The following is a 24,670-nucleotide window of genomic DNA, read 5'->3' on the forward strand; positions in this document are numbered from 1 at the left end:
ATGGTTTACACAAAATGGATATCACTCATCACCTTTGAGGAACAAGGGAGGGAGGCCGCTTTGCTAGATGAACGAGGTATAGGGACTCATTGATTTTAGAAGTGAATAGGGGGGAAGGGTGTCCGAATGAAACCAACATTCATGCGGAAATTATGGTTGCTTTTATGCATCAGCGTTTTTGCCCTTGGGGGATGTGCGGCGTCATCAGCTGTTGATCAAGCAAAAAACGAAAACAAAAAGGATTCGTCTTCGGCTAGTAAAGAAGGCGATACGGTCAAAGTAGGGATTCTCCACTCACTGAGCGGAACGATGGCCATCAGTGAAGTGTCGCTGCGCGATGCCGAGTTAATGGCGATCGAGGAAATCAATGCATCCGGGGGGCTGCTCGGCAAGAAAATTGAACCGGTTGTGGAAGATGGGGCGTCGGACTGGCCGACGTTTGCCGAAAAGGCGAAAAAACTGCTGCAAAAAGATCAAGTGGCCGTCATTTTTGGCGGTTGGACATCGGCGAGCCGCAAAGCGATGCTTCCGGTTGTGGAGCAAAACAATGGGCTGCTTTGGTATCCGGTGCAATATGAAGGGATGGAGTCGTCGCCGAACATCTTTTACACCGGGGCGACGACGAATCAACAAATCGTTCCGGCGGTCAGCTGGCTCTTGAAAAACCGCGGCAAAACGTTTTTCTTGCTCGGGTCGGATTACGTCTTTCCGCGGACAGCCAACAAAATCATCAAGGCTCAGCTGAAGGCCGAAGGCGGGCAAGTGGTCGGGGAAGAATATACGCCGCTCGGCCATACCGATTATAGCACCATTATCAGCAAAATCAAACAAGTGAAACCGGCTGTCGTCTTCAATACGCTCAACGGCGATAGCAATGTCGCCTTTTTCAAACAGTTGAAAGACGCTGGCATCACACCGAAAGACGTGACGGTGATGTCCGTCAGCATCGCAGAAGAAGAAATCCGCGGGATCGGGCCGGATGTGTTGGCCGGTCATTTGGCTGTGTGGAACTATTTCCAGACGACCGATACACCGGAGAATAAGGCATTTGTACAAAAGTATAAAGAAAAGTATGGACAAGACCGCGTGACTGATGACCCGATTGAAGCGGCGTATACGGCAGTTCATTTATGGGCCGAAGCGGTGAAAAAAGCCGGTTCCTTTGATGTTGATCAAGTGAAAAAAGCGGCGGCCGGCCTTGAATACAAGGCGCCGGAAGGAACGGTGAAAATTGACGGGGAAACGCAGCATCTATGGAAAACGGTGCGCATTGGCGAAATCCAAGCGGACGGACAATTCAAAGAGTTATGGAATTCCGGCCAGCCGGTGAAGCCAGATCCGTATTTAAAGAGCTACCCATGGGCGAAAGGATTAAGTGAATAGTTCACTTGGAAGGAAGGGATTTCCTTCCTTCTCGCCCAGCGGACATGAGAGGGGGGATGGCGATGTTCATTGACCAATTATTCAACGGGCTGAGCGTCGGTTCGATTTTGCTTTTGATTGCCATTGGGTTGGCGATCACGTTCGGGCTGATGGGTGTCATCAATATGGCGCACGGTGAACTGATGATGGTCGGAGCGTATACGACCTATGTCATCCAGCGATGGTTCACTAGCCATATGCCGCACTCGGCAGGGCTGTATTTTGTCGCCGCCATTCCATTGTCATTTTTGGCCGCCGCTCTGCTTGGATGGGGGTTGGAAAAAAGTTTGATCCGCCATTTGTATCGCCGTCCGTTGGACAGTTTGTTGGCTACATGGGGGATCAGTTTGATTTTGCAACAGACCGCCCGCCTTATCTTTGGGGCGCCCAACGTGGCGGTTGTGCCGCCAAGCTGGCTGGATGGCGGAATCCGCTTGTTTGGGGCAGTGTTTCCGTATAAACGGTTGTTTCTTCTTTGCCTTGTGTTGGCGATCGTTTTCTTTCTCTATATGTATTTAATGAAAACACGAGCTGGCCGACGCATTCAAGCCGTCACCATGAACCGGTCGATGGCGGCCTGCCTCGGCATTGCCACGCAAAAGGTCGATGCTTACTCGTTTGCCATCGGTTCAGGGTTGGCGGGGGTGGCGGGATGCGCGTTGACCTTGCTTGGGCCGATCGGGCCGACGATCGGCACATACTATATTGTCGATGCGTTTATGGTCGTCATTTTAGGGGGAGTGGGAAAACTGGCCGGGACGCTGCTGGGGGCATTTGGCATTGGTTTGATTTCGACGTTCGTCGAATATTCCACAAGCGCCACCATTGCCAAAGTCATTGTGTTCGTTTTGATTATTGCTTTCTTGCAATGGAAACCATCCGGTCTTCTTAGCGTGAGAACGCGGTCGCTCGATTGAGGGGGGAGCATGGTGAACAAACGTTGGGGATACTGGCTGTTTTTTGCCGCCTTGTTTCTTGCGCCGTTTTATTTGACCGAGTTCCGCTTGTCCCTGCTCGGCAAATTTCTTTGCTTTGCCATCGTGGCGGTCGGCATCTCCCTCATTTGGGGCTATACCGGCATTTTGAGCCTCGGCCATGGGGTGTACTTCGGGTTAGGCGCTTATTGCATGGCGATGTATTTGAAGCTCGAAGCTTCGCAAGGGCATTTGCCTGATTTTATGGAATGGAGCGGCGTGCGCGAACTGCCGTGGTTTTGGAAGCCGTTTGCGCATCCTATGGTGGCCATCGCCGCCGCGATCGCTCTTCCTACGTTGCTCGCTGCGCTATTAAGCTATTTAACGTTTAAAAATCGGATTAAAGGTGTCTATTTTTCTCTCCTTTCCCAGGCGGTTGTTGTCGTGTTTGTTACGTTGTTTATCGGCAAGCAAGAATGGACAGGCGGAACGAACGGTTTGACCAATTTTTCGACCGTGTTTGGTTTTTCGCTGTCATCGCCGCTCACCCAAATCGTTTTGTATTGGCTGACAACGGCCTGTCTCGCTCTCATTTTCGTCGCGGCGCGCCGCTTGACGTCCGGACGGTTGGGGAAGGTGCTCATCGCGATTCGCGACGCGGAAAACCGGGTTCGTTTTTTAGGATTCAATCCGACCGTCTATAAAGTGTTTGTGTATAGTTTGTCAGCAGCCTTTGCCGGGGTGGCTGGGCGTTGTTTGTCCTGCAAGTCGGGCTCATTTCCCCGGAGATGATGGGGATTATTCCTTCGATCGAAATGGTGTTATGGGCCGCTGTCGGCGGACGCCAATCGCTCATGGGCGCGATCATTGGCGCGGTTGTCATGAACACGGCGAAAAGCTTTTTAAGCGAAAATTATCCGGATCTATGGCTGCTTTTGTTAGGCGCGCTGTTTGTCGTTGTCGTGTTATTGGTTCCGAAAGGATTGGCGGGCATTTATGAATCGCTCGTTGCCGTTCGCATCAAAGCAAAAAGGGGGCATGAACGTGAAGCCCGTGTTGATGTGTCGTGACGTCGTCGTTGACTTCGATGGATTTCGTGCTTTGCAAGGTGTTGATCTCGCGGTTTACCCTCATGAAGTGCGGTTTTTGATCGGCCCGAACGGAGCGGGGAAAACGACGCTGCTCGATGTCATTTGCGGACGGACGAGAGCGACGGACGGCCGAGTGCTGTTTTTCTCCCATGACATCACGAAACGGCCCGAATATGAAATTGTGCAAATGGGGATCGCCCGGAAGTTTCAAAGCCCTTCCATTTTTCCATTTTTGACGGTATGGGAAAATATGGAGTTGGCCATGCGACAAGACCGGCGTCTGCGTTCTGTTTTGCGGGCGAAGCGGACCGGAGAAGAGGAAGAGATCATGGCAGCACAACTAGAGAGAATTGGATTGCTTGATGAACGTCATCGCTTAGCGGGCACCCTGTCTCATGGCCAAAAGCAGTGGTTGGAAATTGGCATGCAGCTGATTCAGCGCCCGCAACTTCTCTTATTGGATGAGCCGATTGCCGGCATGAGCGCGGCGGAACGGGAGCGCACGGGGGAATGGCTGCACGAAATCGCCAAACATTGTGCGGTGATCATTGTGGAGCATGATATGGACTTTGTCCGCCGTTATTCGAAGCAAGTGACGGTCATGCATGAAGGAAAAGTATTGTGCGAAGGCTCGATTGATGAGGTGCAGCAAAACGAACAAGTCATCGATGTGTATCTTGGAAGGAGGAAAAACGCGTGTTATGCCTCCGGAATGTAACCGCTGGCTATGACGAAAGCGTTGTGCTCGATCAAGTTTGCATGGACATTCCTCTCAGCCGGGTGACGGCGGTGTTGGGCAGAAACGGAGTCGGCAAAACGACGTTGATGAAAACGATCATCGGGTTGATTCGCCCGATGTCAGGCGTGATCGAATGGGAAGGAGAAGATATCACGCGATGGCCGCCGGAGCGTCGGGCGCGGGCAGGGATCGGCTATGTGCCGCAAGGGAGGGAAATTTTCTCCGCGCTGACAGTGGAAGAAAATATCCTTCTCGGGTTGGAAGCGCAAGCCGAGAACGTCCGTCCTCAACCGATCCTTGAGGAAATGTATGCATTATTTCCAGTATTAAAAGAGATGCGCCAGCGAAAGGGAGGGGATTTAAGCGGCGGACAGCAGCAACAGCTGGCCATCGCCCGCGCGTTGGCCGGCCGGCCGAAACTGCTCTTGCTTGATGAACCGATGGAAGGCATTCAGCCCTCGATCGTTGCGTTGATTCATGATGTGATTATGAAAATCGCCGAAGAAAAACAGGTTGGCATCGTATTGGTCGAACATAACGTGGAGCTGGCGTTTTCTTGTGCCGATCGTTTCTATATTTTGGATCGCGGCACTGTCGTGGCGAAGGGGGATGTCGATGGGGCTGATTTGACTTATATTCAATCGTTTCTTGCTGTTTAAGCAGCAGACAGCGGTGTTAGTGAATGAGAGATTTCTTGAACCTGCGAGTATAGGTGGGAGCATTCAATGAGGGGGAAGAGATGAGTGAAACTGACTCCGCGCGAACAGGAAAAGCTGTTGATAGTCGTGGCCGCCGATTTGGCGCGCCGCCGGAAAGAACGAGGATTGAAACTGAATTATCCGGAAGCGGTGGCGCTCATTACGTATGAGCTGTTGGAAGGAGCCCGCGACGGGCGGACGGTGGCGGAGTTGATGCAATACGGCGCGACGATTTTGACACGCGATGATGTGATGGAAGGCGTCGCTGACATGATCGACGAGATTCAAGTCGAGGCGACGTTTCCGGACGGCACGAAACTCGTCACTGTCCACCAGCCGATCCGGTCGTAACGGCGCTGGATGATTTCATGACTGCGGACAGAGGAGTGATGATATGATCCCAGGAGAATACCGATTGCGTGAGGAACCGGTTGTGTGCAATCGACAAAAATCGGCCACGAAACTGACGGTTGTAAACCGCGGCGATCGCCCGGTGCAAGTCGGTTCCCATTTTCACTTTTTTGAAGTCAACTCGTTTCTTGAATTTGACCGGCAGTCGGCGTACGGAAAACATTTGAACATCCCTGCAGGGACAGCGGTCCGTTTTGAACCCGGGGATGCGAAGCAAGTGGAGCTCGTCCCGTTCTCCGGCGAGCGCCGGGTGTACGGATTAAACAATATGGTCAACGGTCCGCTTGATGACAACGGGAAGGGGGGAGTAAGAGAATGAGTTTTTCCATGTCAAGACGGCAATACGCGGATATGTTTGGGCCGACGACTGGGGACTGCATCCGGTTGGCGGATACTGACTTATGGATTGAAATTGAGCATGACTATACGGTTTACGGCGATGAAGTGAAATTCGGCGGCGGGAAGGTGATTCGCGACGGGATGGGGCAACATCCGCTCGCAACCCGCAACGAAGCGGTCGATTTAGTGCTGACGAATGCCGTCATCGTTGATTACACCGGCATTTACAAAGCCGATATCGGGATCAAAGATGGAAACATCGCCGCCATCGGCAAGGCTGGGAATCCGCTGTTAATGGATGGCGTCAATATTGTCATCGGCGCCTCAACGGAAGTGATCGCGGCGGAAGGAAAAATCGTGACAGCCGGCGGGGTCGACGCCCATATCCATTTCATTTGCCCGCAGCAAATCGAAACCGCTCTGTCATCGGGCATTACGACGATGATCGGCGGCGGGACCGGGCCGGCGACCGGAACGAATGCCACGACGTGCACGCCGGGAGAGTGGAACATTTACCGGATGCTTGAAGCCGCCGAAGCGTTCCCGATGAATATCGGTTTTTTAGGAAAAGGCAACGCATCGGCGAAAGAGCCGATCGCTGAGCAAGTCCGCGCCGGAGCGATTGGACTCAAACTTCATGAAGACTGGGGAACGACGGCGGCGGCGATTGATGCGTGCTTGCGAGTGGCGGATGAGTACGATGTGCAAGTCGCCATTCATACCGATACATTGAATGAAGGCGGGTTTGTCGAGCATACACTGAAGGCCATTAACGGGCGCGTCATTCATACATATCATACGGAAGGAGCCGGAGGGGGGCATGCGCCCGATATTATGAAAGTCGCCAGCTTCCCGAACATTTTGCCTTCTTCCACGAATCCGACGCGGCCGTATACGAAAAACACGGTTGATGAGCATTTAGATATGTTAATGGTGTGCCATCATTTAGATCCGTCCGTTCCGGAAGACATTGCCTTTGCCGATTCGCGCATCCGCAAAGAAACGATCGCTGCTGAAGATATTTTGCACGACATCGGCGCCTTCAGCATGATCAGTTCCGACTCGCAAGCGATGGGGCGCGTCGGTGAAGTCATTTTACGCACGTGGCAAACGGCCGACAAAATGAAAAAACAGTTTGGCCGCTTGCCGGAGGAAACGGGGCGGGGCGATAATGTCCGCGTCAAACGGTATGTAGCCAAATACACGATCAATCCAGCCATTACGCATGGGATTGCCGAATATGTCGGCTCGGTGGAAGTCGGAAAATTCGCGGATTTGGTCGTTTGGCATCCCGCTTTTTTCGGGGTCAAGCCTGAGCTCGTCATCAAAGGCGGGATGATCGCCTACAGCGTGATGGGCGACCCGAACGCCAGCATTCCGACGCCGCAGCCCGCGCTGTACCGCCCGATGTTCGCCAGCTATGGCGCCGCCATCGCGAAAACGTCCATCACCTTTTTATCCAAAGCGGCGTTCGAGCGCGGCATTCCTGACAAGCTGGGGCTGCACAAAATCGTCAAACCGGTTGGAAACATTCGCTCGTTGACGAAACACGATATGGTATTCAACAACGCCATGCCCCAAATCGATGTCGATCCGCAGACGTATGAAGTGAAGGTCGACGGGCGGCTCATGACGTGCGAGCCGGCCGAAGTGGTGGCCATGGCGCAACGATATTTTCTTTTTTGAGGTGATGATGATGATTATTGAAACGATTATCGGCAATATTCAAACCCTCCCTTCTCTCCCCCCGCACATCGAACGGGTGTACATGGCAAGCGACGATTTAGTGAAACGAATCCAGCGGGTCGTGACCGATCACGGGCGGGAACTTGGCATTCGCCTAAAGGAAGCTAAAGAATTGGCGGATGGAGATGTATTGTGGATGGATGACCATAACGCGATCGTTGTTTCCGTTCTTCCCGAGGATTTGCTTGTTATAAAGCCGGTTTCGTTGAAACAAATGGGGGAGATCGCTCATCAGCTCGGCAACCGCCATTTGCCCGCCCAATTCGAGGAAGGGGAAATGCTCGTCCAATATGACTATTTAGTCGAAGAGCTGCTTCAGCAGCTCGCCATCCCGTACAAGCGGGAAAAACGGAAAGTAAAACAAGCGTTTCGCCATATCGGCCACCGCCATGACTGACCAACAGCTGTTGTGGCTGCTGCAGCTCTCAGATTCGAATTTTCCGTCTGGAGCATTTTCCCATTCCTTTGGGTTTGAAACATACATGTACAATGAACAAATTTGCGATGCCAAAACGTTTCGTGAAGCGCTTGTCGTTTATATCCAGACCCAGCTGACGTATACGGATGGATTAGCGTGCCGGATCGCCTATGAGCAGTTGGAAGCCAACAGCATGGAAGGACTGCAGCGGCTGAACGAAACGCTGTTTGCCCTCTGCCTGGCGAAGGAAACGCGAGAAGGAACGAGAATGATGGGCGAGCGCTTATGGAAACTGTGCTGCGACATTTACGGAGTCGATGAATTGGATGAGATCGTGCAAACGACGCGGTCCATTCATCCGACCATTGTGTTTGCGGCGGTTGGCCGCAAAATCGAAGCGTCGAAACGAACGACTGTGTTGACATATTTGTTTACCGCCGTACAAACGATGGTGCAAAACGCGGTCCGAGGCATTCCCCTCGGCCAAACGGACGGGCAAAAGCTGCTCGTCATGGTGCAGCCATATTTGATTCATGCCGCAAGCATCATCGAGGCGCTCGACGAAGAGGAGCTCGGGACGGCAGCCGTTGGTCTGGAAATCGCGCAAATGCAACATGAACGCCTTCCCGTCCGGTTGTTTATGTCGTAATGTTGGACAAACAAAACAGCGCCTATTTAGGTTTGAATGGAAAACGAAGAAGGGGGAATATCATGATGGAACCCGTACGAATCGGCATCGGCGGCCCGGTCGGCGCCGGCAAAACGATGCTTGTCGAGAAGCTGACACGGGCGATGCATCGCCGTTTTAGCATTGCCGTCATCACGAACGATATTTATACAAAAGAAGACGCTCAGTTTTTAATCAAACATAGCGTCTTGCCGGAAGATCGGATTATCGGCGTCGAAACGGGGGGATGCCCGCATACGGCCATTCGCGAAGACGCATCGATGAATTTTGCCGCCATCGACGAGTTGAAGCGGCGCCATCCAGATGTGGAACTCATTTTGATCGAGAGCGGCGGCGATAACTTGGCGGCGACCTTCAGCCCGGAGTTGGTTGATTTCTCCATTTACGTCATCGACGTCGCCCAAGGGGAGAAAATTCCGCGCAAAGGCGGGCAAGGGATGATTAAGTCGGATTTGCTCGTGATTAATAAGATTGATTTGGCTCCTTACGTCGGCGCCAGCTTGGAAGTGATGGAGCGGGACGCCAAAGCGGCGCGAGGGGCGAAACCGGTCATTTTTACGAATTTAAAAGAAGAGATTGGTCTTTTTGACGTTGTGGATTGGATCGAAAAACAGGTGCTGCTGGCAGGGCTGGAAGAATGAGCTGGACGGGGCGTTTGCGATGTACAGCGGTCGTGAAAAACGGCCGCACCGTCATTTCTGACAGCTATAATGAAGGAGCGCTGAAACTGATGCGCCCTGTTTATCTCAACTCAACTTATCCGACGTTATATCTTGTCCACGTTGGCGGCGGGTATGTCGACGGAGATTCATATGATATGGAAATCTCCCTCGAGCCCAGCGCCCGGTTGATGGTGACGACTCAGTCCGCGGCGAAAATCTACAAAACTCCTTCAACACCTGTAAGGCAGTATACACGATTTTCACTTGGGGAGCAAAGCGTACTCGAATATTTTCCCGACCCGACGATCGCTTATGAGCATGCGCGGTTTGTTCAAGAAACGACGGTGTACATCACGTCAAGCTCCACGGTCGTTTATGGCGAAATCATCACGCCTGGATGGTCGGAAAGCGGCGAGCTGTTCCGCTATGATTGGATTCGCTCGAAACTGAAGGTGTATCAAGACGAGGCGCTCGTTCTGTTTGATCATCTGTACTTGGATTCGCGGCAGCACTTAACGAGCATGCTGCAGCTTGGCGGCTATACGCATGTCGGATCATTCGTGGCTCTTTCTCCGTTCATCACAAAGGAAGTGTTAGAACAGTTCAACCAATTCATGGAAGAGATGCCGAAAGAGGTTCGCTGCGGTTTTTCAGCGGCAGCCGTTCCAGGCTTTTCTGTACGTATATTGGCGTATGAAACATCGGCCATCGAAGCGATATTCCAACGCGTCCAACAGTTTATTCGCCAACAATGCGGTGAGAAAGCGCCAGTCTGCTGGAGGAAATATTGATAAGGGAAAGGATGAAGACAATGGGAACGATATGGCCTGTACTCTTGTTTGGATTGCTGCTGGGAATGAAGCATGCGACGGAACCGGATCATGTCATTGCCGTTTCGACCATCGCCAGCCGGACGAAAAAACTGTCCCTTTCATCGCTGGCCGGCATGTTTTGGGGAATCGGCCATACGTTGACGCTGCTCGTTGTCGGGATGGCGATGATCGCCTTTGAGCGGCAAATTCCTGAACAGATTGCTTCTTACCTTGAAATGGGCGTCGGCATCATGATCGTCATGTTAGGAATCGCCAGTTTTCGTTCGACAATGAGGCTGGATCATCATGGCCATGGCGATATTCATCATTTACATATCAAATCGACATTGATCGGCATTGTCCATGGTTTGGCCGGAAGCGCGGGAATGGTGTTGTTGACGATGACGACGGTCAAAGGAACTTGGATGGCGCTTTCCTTTATTTTGATTTTTGGTTTAGGGACGGTCATTGGCATGATGTTATTCACGACATTCCTTGGCGTTCCGTTCGTTTGGATGAAAGCGAAACAGCAAGTCATGAACCAATGGATGGTGAAAACCGTTTCCCTCATCAGCATCGCCTATGGGGTCTATTACATTTATCATATCGCCATCGAAATTTGACACTCCTCACGGCTAGCGTCATAGGTGGAGGAGTGTTCAAAAAATTGAAAGAAGCACCGGTCTTGGGAGAAGGCCGGTGCTTCTTTTCCAATACGGCGTCATCATCACATCGTGTCACGCCAGTGGTTTCACCAGCAATAACTCATCCCGAATTGGAATGCCGTCAGGACTTGTTTTCGGAATGCTTGGCTTGATTCGCCGCGCCTTGTCGACAGCGTTGGGAAAGACGTTCACAATTTGGTAGCCGCGCTTCTGATAGAAACGAAGCGCATGCAAGTTGTCGTTGGTAGTGATCAGTTGAACAGCGGTGCACCTTTGTTGTCTCGCCCATGTCTCTGCCTCATGCAAAAGGGCGCTGCCGATGCCGCGGTTTTCTACTAGGCTGTCTAATGAGATGATCTCGCATTCGTTTCCGCGAATGAGGAACGTAATGAGCCCGATGATCCGCTGTCCATTCTCGACAGAAGCAAATCCATCCAGTTCGCTGCAGTTATAGATGCCGGTCGAGACAACCATTTGCGGACTTCCCCAATGGTCAGTGAAAAACTGGTTGACCATGGCGCGGTTCAATTGTTTGATTGGAACGATGTTCAAGGCGGTCCTCCTCCTGTACAGACGTTGATTTTTGATCACCCTAGAATAAGAGCTTTACTTCCATACGTGAGTGTAACTGGGAATAAATCGGTGCTTTTCTACCCCCATCCTCCTCTGTGTCAAAGGGCCGAGTCTTTTTGCATCATCGTTCGTTGAAACGATTGAAAAACAGCAAAGGAAATGAATGTTAGCACAATCCCTGCCATATATGGCAAACTGGACTTTAAGGTAAACAGCCAGCCGGCGATCGCCGGGCCGCCAATGCGGCCGAGCGAATCGAACGAGGATAAGACGCCTGTTGCGCTTCCTTGGCCATCGGTCGTATGTTTCGTTAACAAGGCGGAGACACATGGGCGAATAACGCCGTTTCCAATGCCGAAAATCGTTAAATAGAGCGCGGCTGTCCAAAAGCTGTGAACGAATAAAATGAGAAAAAAGCCAACTGCTGACAGGAACAGCCCGAAACGAATGACAGCGCCTTCCCCGAATGAGCGGATCAGTTTTCCAAGCAGCCCCCCTTGAACGACGGCTCCTGCAAGCCCCATGATCATAAAGATGTAGCCAAGTTCCGTCGACGAAAGCCCCGCTCGTTCAGCGGCAAAATAGGCGAACGTCGCTTCAAGTCCAGCGAGGGAAAACGTGACGATGAGCTGCAACATGTATAGGCGGGCCAAAGGGCTTCGAAGAGCAGCCGTGAGCGATGGCCGTTTCCCCTGTGTGTTCGCTCGTTTTTCTCTCGGAAGCGATTCATGCAAGAAAACGAAAACGAATATAGCTGTCAGGAGTGCCAAACTTCCTGCTATCCAAAACGGAGCGGTCAAGCTCGTTTTGGAAAATATGCCGCCGATTCCGGGTCCGAAAATAAATCCAAGCCCAACGGCCGCTCCAATGATGCCCATTCCTTTGCCCCGGTCTTCTTCGGTTGTCACATCTGCGACATATGCCATAGCGGTCGGCATCGTGGCGGCGGATAAACATCCCCCGATGATGCGAGCGGCAAACAACATCCAAAGTGTTGTGGCGGCGGCGAGCAAGAAAAACGAAAGGGCCAAACCAAAAATGCCGACAAGCAACATCGGTTTTCGTCCATATCGGTCCGATAATTTCCCCCACATCGGCGCAAATAAAAATTGCATGAGCGAATAAACGGCCATTAGCCAACCGAGTTGTGTTGGAGTCGCGCCGATTTTTTCTGCGTAAAACGGAAGGACGGGAATGATGATGCCAAACCCGGCCATGACCAAAAACATCACGAGAAACAAAAGCGATAAATCGCGACGATTGCTCATGATCATCATCTCCACGATATGGTTTGCCTCTTTCATCATAATGGAAAGACAGGCATTTTTCAAAGCGGATCATGCCTCGCTTGGCCATTCCGACGAGGCCTGGGGATCACTCCCGAATGTCATCCACAAACCATTTCCCTTCATCCCCATTGACAATGGAAGCGGTTTTCGCGAGACTGAAGGTAAACGGCAAACGGTTCGGCAAACAATGAAGTGGACTTTGGACCGGCATCCGCCAAGGGTGCGAAACGACAAACACGCATGGGAGAGAATGGTGCATGATGACCAAAAACGAAATCCAAAAGTGGGTAAAGGAATTCCCGCTGCTTGAAATGATCATGGCGGCCGAAGAGGTGTTTTGGCGCAATCCAAAATATCACGCGTTTGCGCAAGCTATTCAAACGATTCCTTTACGCGAGCGCGATGTCAAGGAGGCCGAAGAGCGATTGCGCCGCTTTGCCCCCTACATCGCGAAGGCATTTCCCGAGACGCGAACGGCCCACGGTATCATCGAATCCCCTTTAGTGAGGATTCCGAACATGAAACAGCGTTTGGAAAAGATGTTTCAGACCAACATTGAAGGGGAGCTGTTGCTGAAATGTGACAGCCATCTTCCCATCTCCGGATCGATCAAGGCGAGAGGGGGAATCTACGAGGTTCTGAAACATGCGGAAGACCTCGCGCTGGCAAACCATATGATCACCATGGGGGACGACTATGCGGTGATGGATAGCAAGGAATTCAGACAGTTCTTTTCCCGCTATTCGCTTGTCGTTGGTTCGACGGGAAATTTAGGCTTGAGTATCGGCATCATCGGAGCGAAGCTTGGGTTCCGCGTTACCGTTCATATGTCAGCCGATGCGAAACAATGGAAAAAAGACTTGTTGCGAAGCAAAGGGGTTGCGGTTGTCGAACATCTCACCGACTACAACAACGTGGTGGAAGAGGCGAGAAGACGGTCCGCCGAGGATCCAACGTCGTATTTTATCGATGACGAGAACTCGATCCATCTGTTTTTAGGCTATGCGGTGGCGGCGTTTCGGCTGAAAAAGCAATTAGAGGATATGAACATCACGGTTGATGAAAACCACCCGCTCTTTGTATATCTTCCTTGCGGCGTCGGCGGCGGTCCGGGTGGGGTGACGTTTGGCCTGAAGCTCGTGTACGGTGATCATGTCCATTGCTTTTTCGCTGAACCGACGCATTCGCCTTGCATGCTGCTTGGGTTGATGACAGGACAGCACGACCGTGTGTCGGTGCAAGATTTTGGCCTCGATAACAAGACGGAAGCTGACGGGCTGGCGGTGGGCCGGCCGTCGCGGTTGGTGGGGAACATGCTTGAGAACGTCATCAGCGGCGTCTATACGGTGGACGATTCGACGCTTTACCGCTTGCTCGCGGCCATGGCTGATGCAGAAGGAATCTATTTAGAGCCGTCCGCATTGGCGGGAGTGGAGGGGCCTGTTCGGTTGTTTCGCGATTCGGCGGGACAAACGTATGTAGAGGAAAACGATTTGAAAGAAAAAATGAAAAACGCCGTCCATATTTGCTGGGCTACCGGCGGAAGCATGGTGCCAAAGGATGTGATGGACGCTTACTATCGGGAAGGCGTGCGGATTGAAACCATGACAGGCAACCGTTTTTCCGGAGGGCGATAAGACCCCGCCATTCGATGGAGTTTTGAAACGAATGCATAAAGTGTTGGAGGGATTCGATGAAAACCGAAAAAGAAAAGATGTTGGCGGGGCAATGGTACAACCCCGCCGACCCGGAGCTCGTCAAGGAGCGGGAGCGGGCGCGGCGGCTCGTTCGTTTGTATAATGAAACCGCCAACGCGGTCGTTGGCGGGAAACCCGGGGAAAGTGATCAAATGGATTAACTAGCCAAAGGAAGTGCGGCCCGCATCAAAGCATGTGCGGGGCTGTATCCCCCTTCTTCGTTACGCCCACTGCACCGCCACCGCCCGAACGGGCGAACCGTCGCAGCCAGGCAAGGAAAGGGGGAGGGCAATAATATACGGGTCATCAAAATCGATTCGCTCGAAGTTCACGAAATTTTCCCCAATCACCCCGTTGGCGCCAAGAATAAGCTCGTGAGCGTGGAACGAGGAGCCGTCCGGCGGGTCGATGTTCAGGGCATCGATCAAAAACGTGCGAACACCTCGTTCGAGCATCGCTTCAATCACATCCGGCGCGACGTACGGATGGCGGAAATACCGCTTTGTTCCGGCGTATTGCGACCAGCCGGTATGAAACAACACAATGGTTCCCGGCGACAGCTTCGGGATATACGGAGCGGCATCGGCCATCGTCACCGCTTCGCCTTCCGCTTTCCCCGTGGCATCGATCACGACGCCGCGGCCAAGAAAATAGGTGAGCGGCACGTCATCGAGCCGCCAACCGTGTTCGCAAAAGTGAAACGGCGCATCCACATGCGTGCCGCTATGCGACCCAAGCACAAGGCGGCTGACGTGATAGCCGTCTTGGGCGAACGTCGCTGCCGGTTCGATTTTAGGCTTCGGATCCCCCGGGTACACCGGAGTTTGGGCCGTGATCGGCATGGTGAGGTCGATGAGTGTTTTGATGTTCATTTTCTTGACATTCCCTCCAAATCCATTGTCGGTAAAGGTCGATTCGTCGTTCGTCCATCATGGTGTAAAAGTGTTTCTTTAACGCTTGGCGTTGGTTTTGATCGATCATGGCGTGTACGAGCTCTTCCCGTCCGTTCATGTTGGCTGCGGCTATTTTCCTTCCGTCCGGCCCGTAAATAGAGGATAAACCAAAGAAATGGAAAGAAGAAGACCATCCAATTTGATTGCATGCCGCCACATAAATCGTGTTATCGATCGCTCGTGCCATGGCGAATTTTTGAAACGGTGCATGAAATGGAGATTCCCAAGCACATGGAACGAGAAGAAGCTCGGCTCCATGGACGGCTAGGTATCTTGCTAGTTCCGGAAAAGCCAAGTCCCAACAAATCATCAAACCGATGCGGCCAAGGTCGGTATCCGCCAGCACTGGCTCGGCTCCTTTGGAAAACCAGGCTTTTTCAAAAGGAGTCAAATGGATTTTTCGGTAATTGCCGATACATTGTCCATTAGGATCGATCAACATAAGAGAGTTGTATAGATTTCCTGTATGGTCTTTTTCAACGTACCCGTAGGCAAGATACAATTGAAATGTTTGGGCAAGTTGGCTCATGTGTTGGAACGTAGAGCCGTCCCATGTCTGGGCCGCCTCTTTTAGCATTTCTGACAGTACGTAACCAGTGGTGCAAAGTTCCGGGAACAGAAGAAGGCGGACATTAGGGAACTTTCGTTTGCACTCATTGATGATAGCTTCCATTTTAGCCAAGTTGGCGTCAATGTCGCCGTTCGCCGGCGTCATCTGCGCCAACGCGATGTCAAACGATCTGTTCATATCATCCCTCCAAGTGAGTGGGAGATTCAAGCTCGACCGTATTCGTGCTCGCAGATATTTGTTTTGTCCATTTCATCAACCCCCAATAAACAGCTCCCGATAAAAGAAACGTCAGCATGGTGGAGCCGACGGTAAGCGGATGAATGTACGTAAAATAATAGGCGAAGACAGCTCCAACGATATAGGTGATGTAGGCGGCGATGTTGACTCCTTTTTGATAACGATATTGACCTTTTGTATCGTACAAAATATCTTCTGCGTCGTATACCCCTTTTTTGATCAAAAAATAATCAACGAGCACAATCGCAAACACAGGAATGAACAACGTGGCAATCAGCATAATGAAGTTAAAGAAATGGGACATCAGTACTTCTTTCAGCAAGGCGCCAAGCGTGCAAATCACTCCCATGATCAATGTCGGTTTCCAAAAGCCTGCGCGCGGGAAGACGTTCATAAACGACATCGTGGCGCTATATAATGCCATGACATTGGTCGAGAGTACAGAAAAGAAAACGACGATGGATGCGATCAATCCAAACCCGTAAGCCGCAAGGAGAATGGTGGGATCATAAGTCCGTTCCATGTTCGAGGCGATGCTGAAGCCGCTGACGACGGCCCCAAGTCCCATCGCGACAATGGAAGCGACAAGATAGCCAAAATACGTTCCCCAAAACCCGCTTGTTTCTGAGCGGCAGTTGCGGTTGAAATCGCAAACCGTCGACATCCAAGAAAAAGCGGTGGCGATGACGATGTCAAAGGCGATAATCGTGGTGATGGATGGATGTTCGCTCAATTTCATTTCGACTAGTGTCGAAATGTCATAAGTCGTAAAAATTTTATAAAAAACAAGGAAAGATAAAATCAACATGGCAATCGATATATATTTTTCGATTCGTTCCACCCCTCGGTGGCCAAAAATCGTAATGATCACAACAAGAAGTTCCGTCAAAATGACAAATAGGTTGATATTGTTGTATCCAGTGGCGTAATGGACGGCGTAATTCAGACTAAGCCCAGCCATATAGGCTTGAATCCAGCTCCAGCCGATTAAAATGATCGTGTTGACAAGCGCGGGGAGGATGGCGCCTTTTTGTCCAAAGGCCGCTCTTGTGATCACCATTGTAGGGAGACCGGTGCGGATGCCGATGTTTCCGGTAAGGGCGAGCGGAATGGCGCCGATCGCCGAACCGACAATAATCGCCAGCATGGCGTTGGAGAAGGAAATGTCAGGAACAAACATCATTCCCGTCATGACCGTCGTAATCACAACATTCGCCGCAATCCAAAGAGTAAACGTGCTAAAAAAGTTCATGCTCCGTTCGTTCATCGGGGTCGGCCGAATATCATCATGACCCAACCGTTCTGTCCATTTCATGAGGATCATTCCTCCTTGATTTTTTATTTTAAATATTCAGAACAATTCACTTACACTGATTTCGTCCTAAGGACGAAATCAGGAATACGACGAATACCATCCGAGCGGGTGGCCATGTTGGCTGATGTTGACATGTTTTGCTTCGGTGAAAGCGGTAAATCCTTGCGGCCCAAGCTCCCGGCCGATTCCGCTTTGTTTCAATCCTCCCCAAGGGGCATCGACATAGGGAGTATGATAGCTGTTAATCCAAATCGTTCCTGCTCTCAATTTTCCGGCGATTTGTTCCGCCCGTTCGAGATCACGGCTGAATATGCCAGCTGCTAGTCCGTATATCGTATCGTTCGCGAGTCCGATGGCTTCTGCGTCATGTTCAAACGGTTGTACGGTTATGACAGGACCAAAGATTTCTTCTTGGACGATGCGCATGTCTTGACGGACATGGGCGAAAACGGCAGGGGTGAGATAATACCCCCGTTCTTTGATTCGTTCTCCTCCCTGCAGCAGTACTCCTCCTTCCTGCAAGCCGATCTGGATATACGTTTCCACTTTTTCTAAATGTGAGGAGCTGATTAATGGTCCCATCTCAGTGTTTTCCTCGAAAGGATCTCCAATATGGAGGGAAGCCAGCCTTTTGATCAGCTGATCGATAAACGAATCATAAACGTGTCGTTGAACAAGAATTCGCGAAGCAGCCACACACACTTCTCCTTGATTGAGAAAGGAAGCAAACAGCGCCCACTCGATGGTGCTAGTAAGATCCGCATCGTCAAAAATGAGCAGCGGGGATTTGCCGCCGAGTTCCAGAGACACTCGCTTCAAGCGACGAGCGCCTTGTTCGTAAATCCATCGTCCGGTTTCCGTTCCGCCGGTAAACGATATTTTTTCCACATCAGGATGTGTCACCAATGTTTCTCCAACCGGCGAACCGCCTCCAGGAACAAGATTAAACACGCCCGGCGGGAGACCGATGGAATCGATCAGCTTTGTCAGTTCTATGAACGATAACGGAGTCAGTTCTGATGGTTTAAACACCACTGTATTTCCAGCCGCAAGCGCTGGAGCCAGTTTCCATATTCCTAACAAGAGAGGAAAATTCCAAGGAACAATCAACGCGCATACCCCGATTGGCTCCTCAATGATTTTGCTTGTCGTGCCATCGGTTCTTTTGGTTTCCTCGATGGCCCGTTGCTCAACAAAATCGGCGTAGTAACGAAGGCATTGGATTGAATCGCTGACATCGAGGCGCGACTCGCGAATCGGTTTTCCTGTATTCAACGTCTCGATCGAAGCGAATGTTTCCGCGTTTTGTTCCAACAGGTCCGCCAATTGGCGAAGCGCAGCGATCCGTTTTGCTGGATTGAATGGCCAATCGGTATATTGAAAGGCATGACGAGCTGCTTGGATCGCTTCTACGGCTTGTTGTTGGGATGCTTCATTGATTTCTATAATGATTTCCTCATTCGCCGGATTGATGATCGGTCTTTTTTTTCCTTCTCCTTTGCTCCATTTTCCGTTGACGTATATCATGGAAGGTCGCTCCTTTTCGGCAAGATGGTTTTATGGCGTTGTCGCTGTGGATAGGCGGTTAGCCTGCGCCCGCCTTTTCTTTAGCGCCACAAGCGTGATCATTTCATATATAATGGCAGATGCCAATATGGCTGTAATTTCCCCGCTGTCGTAAGCAGGCAATACCTCGACGAGATCAAACCCGACAATATTTAACCCGTCAAGTCCTCTTACGTATTCTAATGCCTCATAGCTTGTCGGTCCGCCTACTTCCGGCGTTCCCGTTCCAGGAGCGAATGCCGGGTCAACAAAGTCAATGTCATAAGAAACGAAAACCGGTCTGTTTCCGACACGTTGGTGGATGCGGCGCATGACTTCCGAAAAGCCGATTTGCCGGACTTCTTTCATCGGAATGACTTCAAAGCCAAGCCGTCGTGCGTCCTCGAGATCATCTGCGCTGTAAAGCGGTCCGCGCATTCCGACTTGAATGGAATGATTGACATCGAGCAGCCCTTCCTCGACCGCGCGGCGGAACGGCGTGCCATGCATATATTTTTCTCCATAGTAATGGTCCCATGTGTCGCTGTGTGAGTCAAAATGAACGAGGGCGACGGGACCAAAGCGTTCGCAAAAAGCCCGCAAGTGTCCTAACGTAATGGAGTGGTCGCCGCCCATCAGAATCGGAACGATATCTTTCTTCAACAATGGTCGCAACTCTTCGACGATACGATCATATGTGCGGAGTGCATTGCCCGGGATGACATCAACGTCCCCGTAATCGACGCCAGAACAATAGGCAAAAATATCAATATCCATGTCCGGGTTGTAAGGGCGAAGCAGGACGGAAAAATTGCGAATGTGTTGCGGACCGTACCGTTGTCCGGTGCGATTCGAGGCTGCGGTGTCGAATGGAACACCGAGCACGACAAAATCAACGTTATCTGTCGTTTTGATCTGTTCTAACCGCATAAAGGTTCGAACTCCGCAAAAGCGGGGAGACTGAGATGAATCTTTTGGTTGATACATGCCAAAAACCCCCTTAAGAAATGAAAATGTTCTGAATAGATTTAGACGCAAAAAGCGTGCCAAAAAAGAGGGGATGTTGGGCAAAGAAAACATTTGTGAATAGGACTGCTTCCTTCTCTGTTCGTAAAATGAATTGTTTTGTCATCTTCTATTTTTCGTTGATTGATGCAAAAATGAATTGAATATAAAAAATAATTCAAAAATGGATTTTAATCCATTTTTGAATTAATGCGATACTTTTTTAGCTTTCGTACTACCGTTGGCTGGCTGATGCCAAGATAATCAGCCATCTCGTATGTTGTTTTGCACTGTTTGGCTGCACGCAGGAGCCATTGCCGTTCCACTTGTTCAATGGCTTCTTTTAATGTCGACGGTTCGTTCCGTTTTTCCAACGATTGATGGGTTGTGATCACCTCTGGATGTTTCTGGATCGAAAAAGGGAGATATTCCGGATAAATGGCTTTTGTTTCGGCAGTAATGACCAATCGTTCGATCATATTTTCCAACTCTCGCACGTTGCCCGGCCAGTCATAATGGACGAGATGGTCCACAATGGATGGATGGAGATATTTATCCATATGGTATTTTTTATTAAACTTTTCTAAAAAGTATTGCGCTAACATAAAAATATCTTCTTTTCTCTCGCGTAAAGAAGGAACATAAATCGGGATCACATGCAAACGATAAAATAAATCTTGGCGGAACTTCCCTTGCTTCACCATCTCTTCTAGATTCTGATTCGTCGAGGCGATCAGGCGAAAATCGACCGTTCGTTCTTTAATGCCCCCAACGCGTGTGACTTTTTTCTCTTGTAAAACTTTTAGCAGTTTCGCTTGCATGGAAAGAGGAAGCTCGCCAATTTCGTCAAGAAAAAGGGTTCCCTTATCCGCTAATTCGATCAGCCCCGGTTTTCCTGTTTTTTGCGCACCGGTAAATGATCCCTTTTCATAGCCGAACATTTCCGATTCAAACAACGATTCAGGAATGGCGCTGCAGTTTACTTCGATAAACGGTTCATTTCGCCGCGGGCTATTGAGGTGAAGTGAACGGGCGAATACGTTTTTTCCGACTCCAGACTCGCCGAGGAAAAGAACAGTCGCATCCGATTGGGCCACGCGGTGCACTAGCTTCCAAATTCGTTCCATCGCCTTGCTTTGAATGACAATATTTTCTGGTTTCAATTCCCCTATTTCGATTTGATAATGTTCCATCTGCTTTCTCAGCTTTTCATAGTCTTCTTTCAAGCGTTCCAGCTCTGTTAAATCATGTGAAAAGCTGATCACGCGCACAATGCGGTTCTGTTGGTCAAATACCGGTACGCCTGTCGCCATGACAACCCGTCCGGTTGCGGTTTGCTGCATCAATTGGACCTCTTTTTTCTCACGTAATACTCTGGCTGTAACCGAAGGGCAAAAGACGTTTTCTTTTTCTAATTGATAGACCGATTTTCCGACTAAATAAGAAACATCTTTCCCATAAATGGACAAGCAATTCGGGCTGGCGCGAAGAACAATGCCGTTTTCGTCTGCGATGACAATATTGTCGTGTGATGATTTCAATATCGCGTCTAACTCGAATTCCAAGACGTCGGTTGCACGCTGCATGGCTTTTCCCTCCTAGTAGTCTGTCAGCGCTTCTATTACTAACTTTATCAAAGAAGTGAAAAAATCCTCTTTCCTTGTCATATGATTTTCCATGAAGTTTTTGGCATGTTTTTTGCATCTCTAAAAAGATGGATCACGATGCACAATGGGACGGAGGGAGAAAAAGATGAAGGCAGAAACAAAGAAATATATCCAAGTAAAAACAGTGATTCCGGGACCAAAAGCAAAGGAGCTATTAAGAAAAAAAGAACAGAATGTTCCGCGGGGGCCGTTTCACACTGTACCGACGTTTGCGGTAAAAGGAGAGGGAGCGCTCTTAACCGATGTGGATGGAAATACGTTTATCGACTTGGCTGGGGCGATTGGAAGCCTCAATGTTGGCCATTGCCCCCCGAAAGTGGTGGAAGCGATCCAAAAACAAGCGGAGCAGTATATTCATCCATGTTTCCACGTTATGATGTATGAACCGTATGTCGAATTGGCAGAGACATTGAACCGCATCACGCCAGGAAATCATTCAAAAAAGACCTTCTTCTTGAACAGCGGGGCAGAAGCGGTCGAAAATGCCGTCAAAATTGCTCGAAAGTATACAGGGAGAAAAGCCGTTCTTTCCTTTGAAAGAGGATTTCACGGACGGACCTTGCTGGCGATGTCGCTCACGAGCAAAGTGAAGCCATATAAATTCGGATTCGGCCCCTTTGCGCCAGATACGTACAAAATGCCGTATCCCTATTATTACCGAAAGCCAGCGGGCATGACCAACGAGGAATTGGACGCCGAGCTTTTGCGGCGGCTTGAGGACTTTTTTCTCTCGGAAGTTCCGGCAGAAGAAGTAGCCGCAATCATTATGGAGCCTGTGCAAGGGGAGGGCGGGTTTATTGTTCCATCGAAAACATTTGTTCAAGGGGTCAAACAAATTTGTGAAAAATACGGGATTTTGTTTATCGCCGATGAGATCCAGACCGGGTTTGGACGAACGGGGAAGATGTTCGCCATTGAACATTTTGACGTTGTGCCCGATTTAATGACCATGTCGAAGTCCATCGGGGCAGGTGTGCCGATCAGTGCGGTGACGGGAAGAGCGGAAGTCATGGATGCACCCAACCCAGGAGAAATCGGCGGGACATACGGGGGCAGCCCGCTTGGTTGCGTGGCCGCTTTGGAAGTGATTCGTATGTTGCAACAAGAACAGTTGGTTGAACGGGCCAATGTCATTGGACAAATAGCCATCAATCGGTTCAGACGGCTGCAGGAGAAATATGAGACGGTCGGGGATGTACGGGGGCTTGGGGCCATGGTGGCCATCGAATTTGTCACCGATGCAAAGACAAAAGCGCCGAATAAGGAATTAACGGCCGCCATTTTGCGAGAATGCCATCAACGTGGTGTCATCGTCATGAGTGCGGGCCTATACAGCAATGTCATTCGTCTATTAACGCCGCTTGTCATCACAGATGAACAGCTGGAGGAAGCATTGGATGTCATCGAAGAGGTCATTGCTGAATTGGCATGATAAGTGATTCCTGACCAAACTACTCATGAAAACTTCGCGATGCAGTCGAAAAAGGTGATGGCGACATCGTATTTTTTGGACCGTGCCACCTTTTTGTGGTGCGGTTTTTTAATTTGAAACCCATCTCTTTGCTACGAGGAAATGTTTCTTGGAAGAAGAACCATCTGTGTTAATTCAAGAATGAATTTTTTGATTCAAAAATGAATGATATCGGGGATGGTAAGCAAAGTCATGATAGGAGTCTAAAACAGAAGAATAAGTTGGAGGTTAATGCGAGGTATTGACTAAAAATATAGAATAGTTTAAATGATGGCACAAAAATTGCGTCTTGGTGTTTTCGATGAACAAACATGTCTGAACCAAAGGAGGAGTTGTGCGTGACACAGAGCAACTGGATGCCTCTCTTTCACAAAATGCCCGACTTGCTTGCGCCAACGATGGCGAAAGACCATCCGAATCTGCCGGTTGTCAAGGAAGAAGGATGCTACTATTACGGATTAGATGGAAAAAAATACCTTGATTTTACTTCCGGTATTGCCGTGGCCAATACGGGTCATCGCCACCCAAAAGTCGTGCAGGCCATCAAAGAGGCCTCAGACCGCCTGATGCACGGGCCGAGCGGCGTCATCATGTATGAATCAATTCTGCGTTTGGCCGAAGAGCTGATGAAAATTTTGCCGGAAGGACTTGACTGCTTCTTTTTTGCCAACAGTGGAACAGAAGCGATCGAAGGTGCGATCAAATTAGCGAAACACGTGACGCGAAGGCCATACGTCATTTCATTTACCGGATGTTTTCATGGCCGTTCATTAGGGGCGCTTAGTGTCAGCACATCGAAAAGCAAATATCGGAAGTACCTGCAGCCAAGCGGGTTGACGTATCAACTTCCATATGCCAATCCAAAGGATTGTCCGGCTGGGGAGGATCCAGATGTGTACTTTGCCAATAAGCTTGAAAACGACGTGGCTTCTTTGTTTGCCCATCAAGTGACTCCGGAAGAAGTGGCATGCATGATTGTAGAGCCGGTGTTGGGAGAAGGAGGATATATTGTGCCTCCCAAAGGGTGGCTTCACAAGATGAGGGAAATTTGTGATCGCTATGAAATTTTGCTTATTTTCGATGAAGTACAGACAGGTTTTGGTCGTACTGGCGAGTGGTTTGCCGCTCAAACATTCGGTGTCACTCCAGACATTATGGCAATTGCGAAGGGCATCGCTTCCGGTCTTCCATTAAGTGCAACAGTGGCTTCGAAAGAATTAATGAAACAGTGGCCGCTCGGCAGCCATGGGACAACCTTTGGAGGCAACCCCATCGCATGCGAGGCGGCGCTGGCGACTTTAGAAGTATTTAGGGAAGAAAAATTGTTAGAAAATTGCAGGGAAGTTGGGGAATACGCGCGAAAAAAACTGGAAGTTTTAAAAAGGAAGCATCCCGTCATTGGAGACGTGCGTTCGATCGGTCTGATGATCGGCATTGAGATCGTCCATCCGCATACTGGCGAACCGAATGGGGAGGGAGTGATGAATATTTTGAATCGTTGCCTGCAAAAAGGTGTTCTTTTCTATCTATGCGGCAATCAAGGAGAAGTGATTCGCATGATCCCACCGCTGATCGTGACAAAAGAACAGATTGACGAAGGATTAAGCATGCTCGACGAGGCGTTGACCGAATATGAAGCGGAAATCGGTGTGCATTCGTTCGCTTCTGGAAAATGAAAAAAGAGGGGGCACATGTCGATTGCAATTTGGAAATTGGGTGTATTCAGGAACCGATGTCGTGTC

General features: G+C 50.1%; 23 protein-coding genes and 2 pseudogenes. 17 read left to right on the top strand and 8 right to left on the bottom strand.

The features are described from left to right. Positions 1–126: 126 nt before the first annotated feature. The 13 genes and pseudogenes from urtA to GC56T3_RS08440 all read left to right on the top strand — a co-directional run bounded on the left by urtA (position 127) and on the right by GC56T3_RS08440 (position 10,563). Positions 127–1,383, top strand: a complete 1,257-nt coding sequence (urtA, locus tag GC56T3_RS08380) for an urea ABC transporter substrate-binding protein (RefSeq protein ID WP_013145132.1) — start codon at positions 127–129, stop codon at positions 1,381–1,383. 56 nt (positions 1,384–1,439) lie between these two features. Then, complete coding sequence (gene urtB, locus GC56T3_RS08385) at positions 1,440–2,339, top strand: urea ABC transporter permease subunit UrtB (protein WP_041468368.1); 900 nt, start codon at positions 1,440–1,442, stop codon at positions 2,337–2,339. Positions 2,340–2,348: 9 nt separating this feature from the next. Then, positions 2,349–3,406, top strand: a pseudogene (gene urtC, locus GC56T3_RS08390) (urea ABC transporter permease subunit UrtC). Further along, positions 3,381–4,145: an urea ABC transporter ATP-binding protein UrtD gene (urtD, locus tag GC56T3_RS08395; protein ID WP_013145134.1), complete on the top strand. Its 765-nt coding sequence runs from the start codon at positions 3,381–3,383 to the stop codon at positions 4,143–4,145. The pseudogene urtC and the gene urtD overlap by 26 nt, the downstream one beginning before the upstream one ends. Beyond that, positions 4,124–4,825: an urea ABC transporter ATP-binding subunit UrtE gene (gene urtE / locus GC56T3_RS08400; RefSeq protein WP_013145135.1), complete on the top strand. Its 702-nt coding sequence runs from the start codon at positions 4,124–4,126 to the stop codon at positions 4,823–4,825. The genes urtD and urtE overlap by 22 nt, the downstream gene beginning before the upstream one ends. 84 nt (positions 4,826–4,909) lie before the next feature. Next, positions 4,910–5,215, top strand: coding sequence for an urease subunit gamma (locus GC56T3_RS08405; protein ID WP_011231418.1), 306 nt, complete (start codon positions 4,910–4,912; stop codon positions 5,213–5,215). Between the two features lie 43 nt (positions 5,216–5,258). Beyond that, complete coding sequence (locus GC56T3_RS08410) at positions 5,259–5,594, top strand: urease subunit beta (RefSeq protein WP_013145136.1); 336 nt, start codon at positions 5,259–5,261, stop codon at positions 5,592–5,594. Next, positions 5,591–7,300: an urease subunit alpha gene (gene ureC, locus GC56T3_RS08415; RefSeq protein ID WP_013145137.1), complete on the top strand. Its 1,710-nt coding sequence runs from the start codon at positions 5,591–5,593 to the stop codon at positions 7,298–7,300. Before GC56T3_RS08410 ends, ureC begins: the two co-directional genes overlap by 4 nt. 10 nt (positions 7,301–7,310) lie before the next feature. Then, on the top strand, positions 7,311–7,757 hold the full coding sequence (gene ureE, locus GC56T3_RS08420) for an urease accessory protein UreE (RefSeq protein ID WP_021321542.1): 447 nt from the start codon (positions 7,311–7,313) through the stop codon (positions 7,755–7,757). Further along, positions 7,750–8,427, top strand: a complete 678-nt coding sequence (locus tag GC56T3_RS08425) for an urease accessory protein UreF (protein ID WP_013145139.1) — start codon at positions 7,750–7,752, stop codon at positions 8,425–8,427. The genes ureE and GC56T3_RS08425 overlap by 8 nt, the downstream gene beginning before the upstream one ends. Positions 8,428–8,492: 65 nt before the next feature. Then, positions 8,493–9,107, top strand: a complete 615-nt coding sequence (gene ureG, locus GC56T3_RS08430) for an urease accessory protein UreG (RefSeq protein WP_011231413.1) — start codon at positions 8,493–8,495, stop codon at positions 9,105–9,107. Beyond that, positions 9,104–9,919, top strand: a complete 816-nt coding sequence (locus GC56T3_RS08435; protein WP_013145140.1) for an urease accessory protein UreD — start codon at positions 9,104–9,106, stop codon at positions 9,917–9,919. Before ureG ends, GC56T3_RS08435 begins: the two co-directional genes overlap by 4 nt. Positions 9,920–9,939: 20 nt before the next feature. Continuing rightward, positions 9,940–10,563, top strand: coding sequence for an urease accessory protein UreH (locus tag GC56T3_RS08440; RefSeq protein WP_013145141.1), 624 nt, complete (start codon positions 9,940–9,942; stop codon positions 10,561–10,563). A 114-nt stretch (positions 10,564–10,677) separates the two neighbouring features. Here GC56T3_RS08440 and GC56T3_RS08445 read toward each other — a convergent pair whose 3' ends face one another. Both GC56T3_RS08445 and GC56T3_RS08450 read right to left on the bottom strand, forming a co-directional pair. Further along, positions 10,678–11,157 (bottom strand): GNAT family N-acetyltransferase, encoded by a 480-nt coding sequence (locus GC56T3_RS08445; RefSeq protein WP_013145142.1) that lies wholly within the window; start codon positions 11,155–11,157, stop codon positions 10,678–10,680. A gap of 119 nt (positions 11,158–11,276) precedes the next feature. Further along, positions 11,277–12,446, bottom strand: a complete 1,170-nt coding sequence (locus tag GC56T3_RS08450) for a tetracycline resistance MFS efflux pump (RefSeq protein WP_013145143.1) — start codon at positions 12,444–12,446, stop codon at positions 11,277–11,279. A 278-nt stretch (positions 12,447–12,724) separates the two neighbouring features. On the opposite strand from GC56T3_RS08450, the gene GC56T3_RS08455 reads away from it, so the two are divergent. Together GC56T3_RS08455 and GC56T3_RS18570 are read left to right on the top strand one after the other, a co-directional pair. Continuing rightward, positions 12,725–14,104 (top strand): D-serine ammonia-lyase, encoded by a 1,380-nt coding sequence (locus tag GC56T3_RS08455; RefSeq protein WP_013145144.1) that lies wholly within the window; start codon positions 12,725–12,727, stop codon positions 14,102–14,104. 56 nt (positions 14,105–14,160) lie between these two features. After that, a pseudogene (locus GC56T3_RS18570) lies at positions 14,161–14,274 on the top strand (maltose acetyltransferase domain-containing protein); the annotation flags it as partial. 111 nt (positions 14,275–14,385) lie between these two features. On the opposite strand, the gene GC56T3_RS08460 reads toward GC56T3_RS18570, so the two are convergent. From GC56T3_RS08460 to GC56T3_RS08485, 6 genes are all read right to left on the bottom strand, one after another. Further along, the gene (locus tag GC56T3_RS08460) at positions 14,386–15,036 is read right to left on the bottom strand and encodes a cyclase family protein (protein ID WP_041468369.1); all 651 of its coding nucleotides are present in this window, start codon (positions 15,034–15,036) and stop codon (positions 14,386–14,388) included. Beyond that, on the bottom strand, positions 14,957–15,865 hold the full coding sequence (locus tag GC56T3_RS08465; RefSeq protein ID WP_013145147.1) for a carbon-nitrogen hydrolase family protein: 909 nt from the start codon (positions 15,863–15,865) through the stop codon (positions 14,957–14,959). Before GC56T3_RS08465 ends, GC56T3_RS08460 begins: the two co-directional genes overlap by 80 nt. A gap of 1 nt (position 15,866) precedes the next feature. Continuing rightward, entirely contained in the window at positions 15,867–17,240 is a 1,374-nt protein-coding gene (locus GC56T3_RS08470; protein ID WP_013145148.1) for a cytosine permease, read from the bottom strand. A gap of 78 nt (positions 17,241–17,318) precedes the next feature. Next, positions 17,319–18,767 carry an aldehyde dehydrogenase family protein gene (locus GC56T3_RS08475; RefSeq protein WP_013145149.1) on the bottom strand — a complete coding sequence of 483 codons (1,449 nt, stop codon included), beginning with the start codon at positions 18,765–18,767 and terminating at the stop codon, positions 17,319–17,321. Positions 18,768–18,797: 30 nt separating this feature from the next. Beyond that, complete coding sequence (gene speB, locus GC56T3_RS08480; RefSeq protein WP_013145150.1) at positions 18,798–19,772, bottom strand: agmatinase; 975 nt, start codon at positions 19,770–19,772, stop codon at positions 18,798–18,800. 209 nt (positions 19,773–19,981) lie between these two features. Then, positions 19,982–21,376, bottom strand: a complete 1,395-nt coding sequence (locus GC56T3_RS08485; RefSeq protein WP_013145151.1) for a sigma-54-dependent Fis family transcriptional regulator — start codon at positions 21,374–21,376, stop codon at positions 19,982–19,984. Between the two features lie 166 nt (positions 21,377–21,542). Here GC56T3_RS08485 and gabT point away from each other — a divergent pair, with 166 nt between their 5' ends. Then, positions 21,543–22,889: a 4-aminobutyrate--2-oxoglutarate transaminase gene (gene gabT / locus GC56T3_RS08490; RefSeq protein ID WP_013145152.1), complete on the top strand. Its 1,347-nt coding sequence runs from the start codon at positions 21,543–21,545 to the stop codon at positions 22,887–22,889. A gap of 395 nt (positions 22,890–23,284) precedes the next feature. Beyond that, positions 23,285–24,604: an aspartate aminotransferase family protein gene (locus GC56T3_RS08495; RefSeq protein ID WP_152333140.1), complete on the top strand. Its 1,320-nt coding sequence runs from the start codon at positions 23,285–23,287 to the stop codon at positions 24,602–24,604. Positions 24,605–24,670: the final 66 nt, after the last annotated feature.

This window comes from Geobacillus sp. C56-T3 (genome assembly GCF_000092445.1).
Classification (GTDB): domain Bacteria; phylum Bacillota; class Bacilli; order Bacillales; family Anoxybacillaceae; genus Geobacillus; species Geobacillus thermoleovorans.

Coding starts and splice junctions, on each gene's coding strand:
- urtA (WP_013145132.1), top strand. CDS start 127: ATGAAACCAACATTCATGCGGAAATTATGGTTGCTTTTATGCATCAGC.
- urtB (WP_041468368.1), top strand. CDS start 1,440: ATGGCGATGTTCATTGACCAATTATTCAACGGGCTGAGCGTCGGTTCG.
- GC56T3_RS08410 (WP_013145136.1), top strand. CDS start 5,259: ATGATCCCAGGAGAATACCGATTGCGTGAGGAACCGGTTGTGTGCAAT.
- ureC (WP_013145137.1), top strand. CDS start 5,591: ATGAGTTTTTCCATGTCAAGACGGCAATACGCGGATATGTTTGGGCCG.
- ureE (WP_021321542.1), top strand. CDS start 7,311: ATGATTATTGAAACGATTATCGGCAATATTCAAACCCTCCCTTCTCTC.
- GC56T3_RS08425 (WP_013145139.1), top strand. CDS start 7,750: ATGACTGACCAACAGCTGTTGTGGCTGCTGCAGCTCTCAGATTCGAAT.
- ureG (WP_011231413.1), top strand. CDS start 8,493: ATGGAACCCGTACGAATCGGCATCGGCGGCCCGGTCGGCGCCGGCAAA.
- GC56T3_RS08435 (WP_013145140.1), top strand. CDS start 9,104: ATGAGCTGGACGGGGCGTTTGCGATGTACAGCGGTCGTGAAAAACGGC.
- GC56T3_RS08440 (WP_013145141.1), top strand. CDS start 9,940: ATGGGAACGATATGGCCTGTACTCTTGTTTGGATTGCTGCTGGGAATG.
- GC56T3_RS08450 (WP_013145143.1), bottom strand. CDS start 12,446: ATGAGCAATCGTCGCGATTTATCGCTTTTGTTTCTCGTGATGTTTTTG.
- GC56T3_RS08455 (WP_013145144.1), top strand. CDS start 12,725: ATGATGACCAAAAACGAAATCCAAAAGTGGGTAAAGGAATTCCCGCTG.
- GC56T3_RS08460 (WP_041468369.1), bottom strand. CDS start 15,036: ATGAACATCAAAACACTCATCGACCTCACCATGCCGATCACGGCCCAA.
- GC56T3_RS08465 (WP_013145147.1), bottom strand. CDS start 15,865: ATGAACAGATCGTTTGACATCGCGTTGGCGCAGATGACGCCGGCGAAC.
- GC56T3_RS08470 (WP_013145148.1), bottom strand. CDS start 17,240: ATGAAATGGACAGAACGGTTGGGTCATGATGATATTCGGCCGACCCCG.
- GC56T3_RS08475 (WP_013145149.1), bottom strand. CDS start 18,767: ATGATATACGTCAACGGAAAATGGAGCAAAGGAGAAGGAAAAAAAAGA.
- speB (WP_013145150.1), bottom strand. CDS start 19,772: ATGTATCAACCAAAAGATTCATCTCAGTCTCCCCGCTTTTGCGGAGTT.
- GC56T3_RS08485 (WP_013145151.1), bottom strand. CDS start 21,376: ATGCAGCGTGCAACCGACGTCTTGGAATTCGAGTTAGACGCGATATTG.
- gabT (WP_013145152.1), top strand. CDS start 21,543: ATGAAGGCAGAAACAAAGAAATATATCCAAGTAAAAACAGTGATTCCG.
- GC56T3_RS08495 (WP_152333140.1), top strand. CDS start 23,285: ATGCCTCTCTTTCACAAAATGCCCGACTTGCTTGCGCCAACGATGGCG.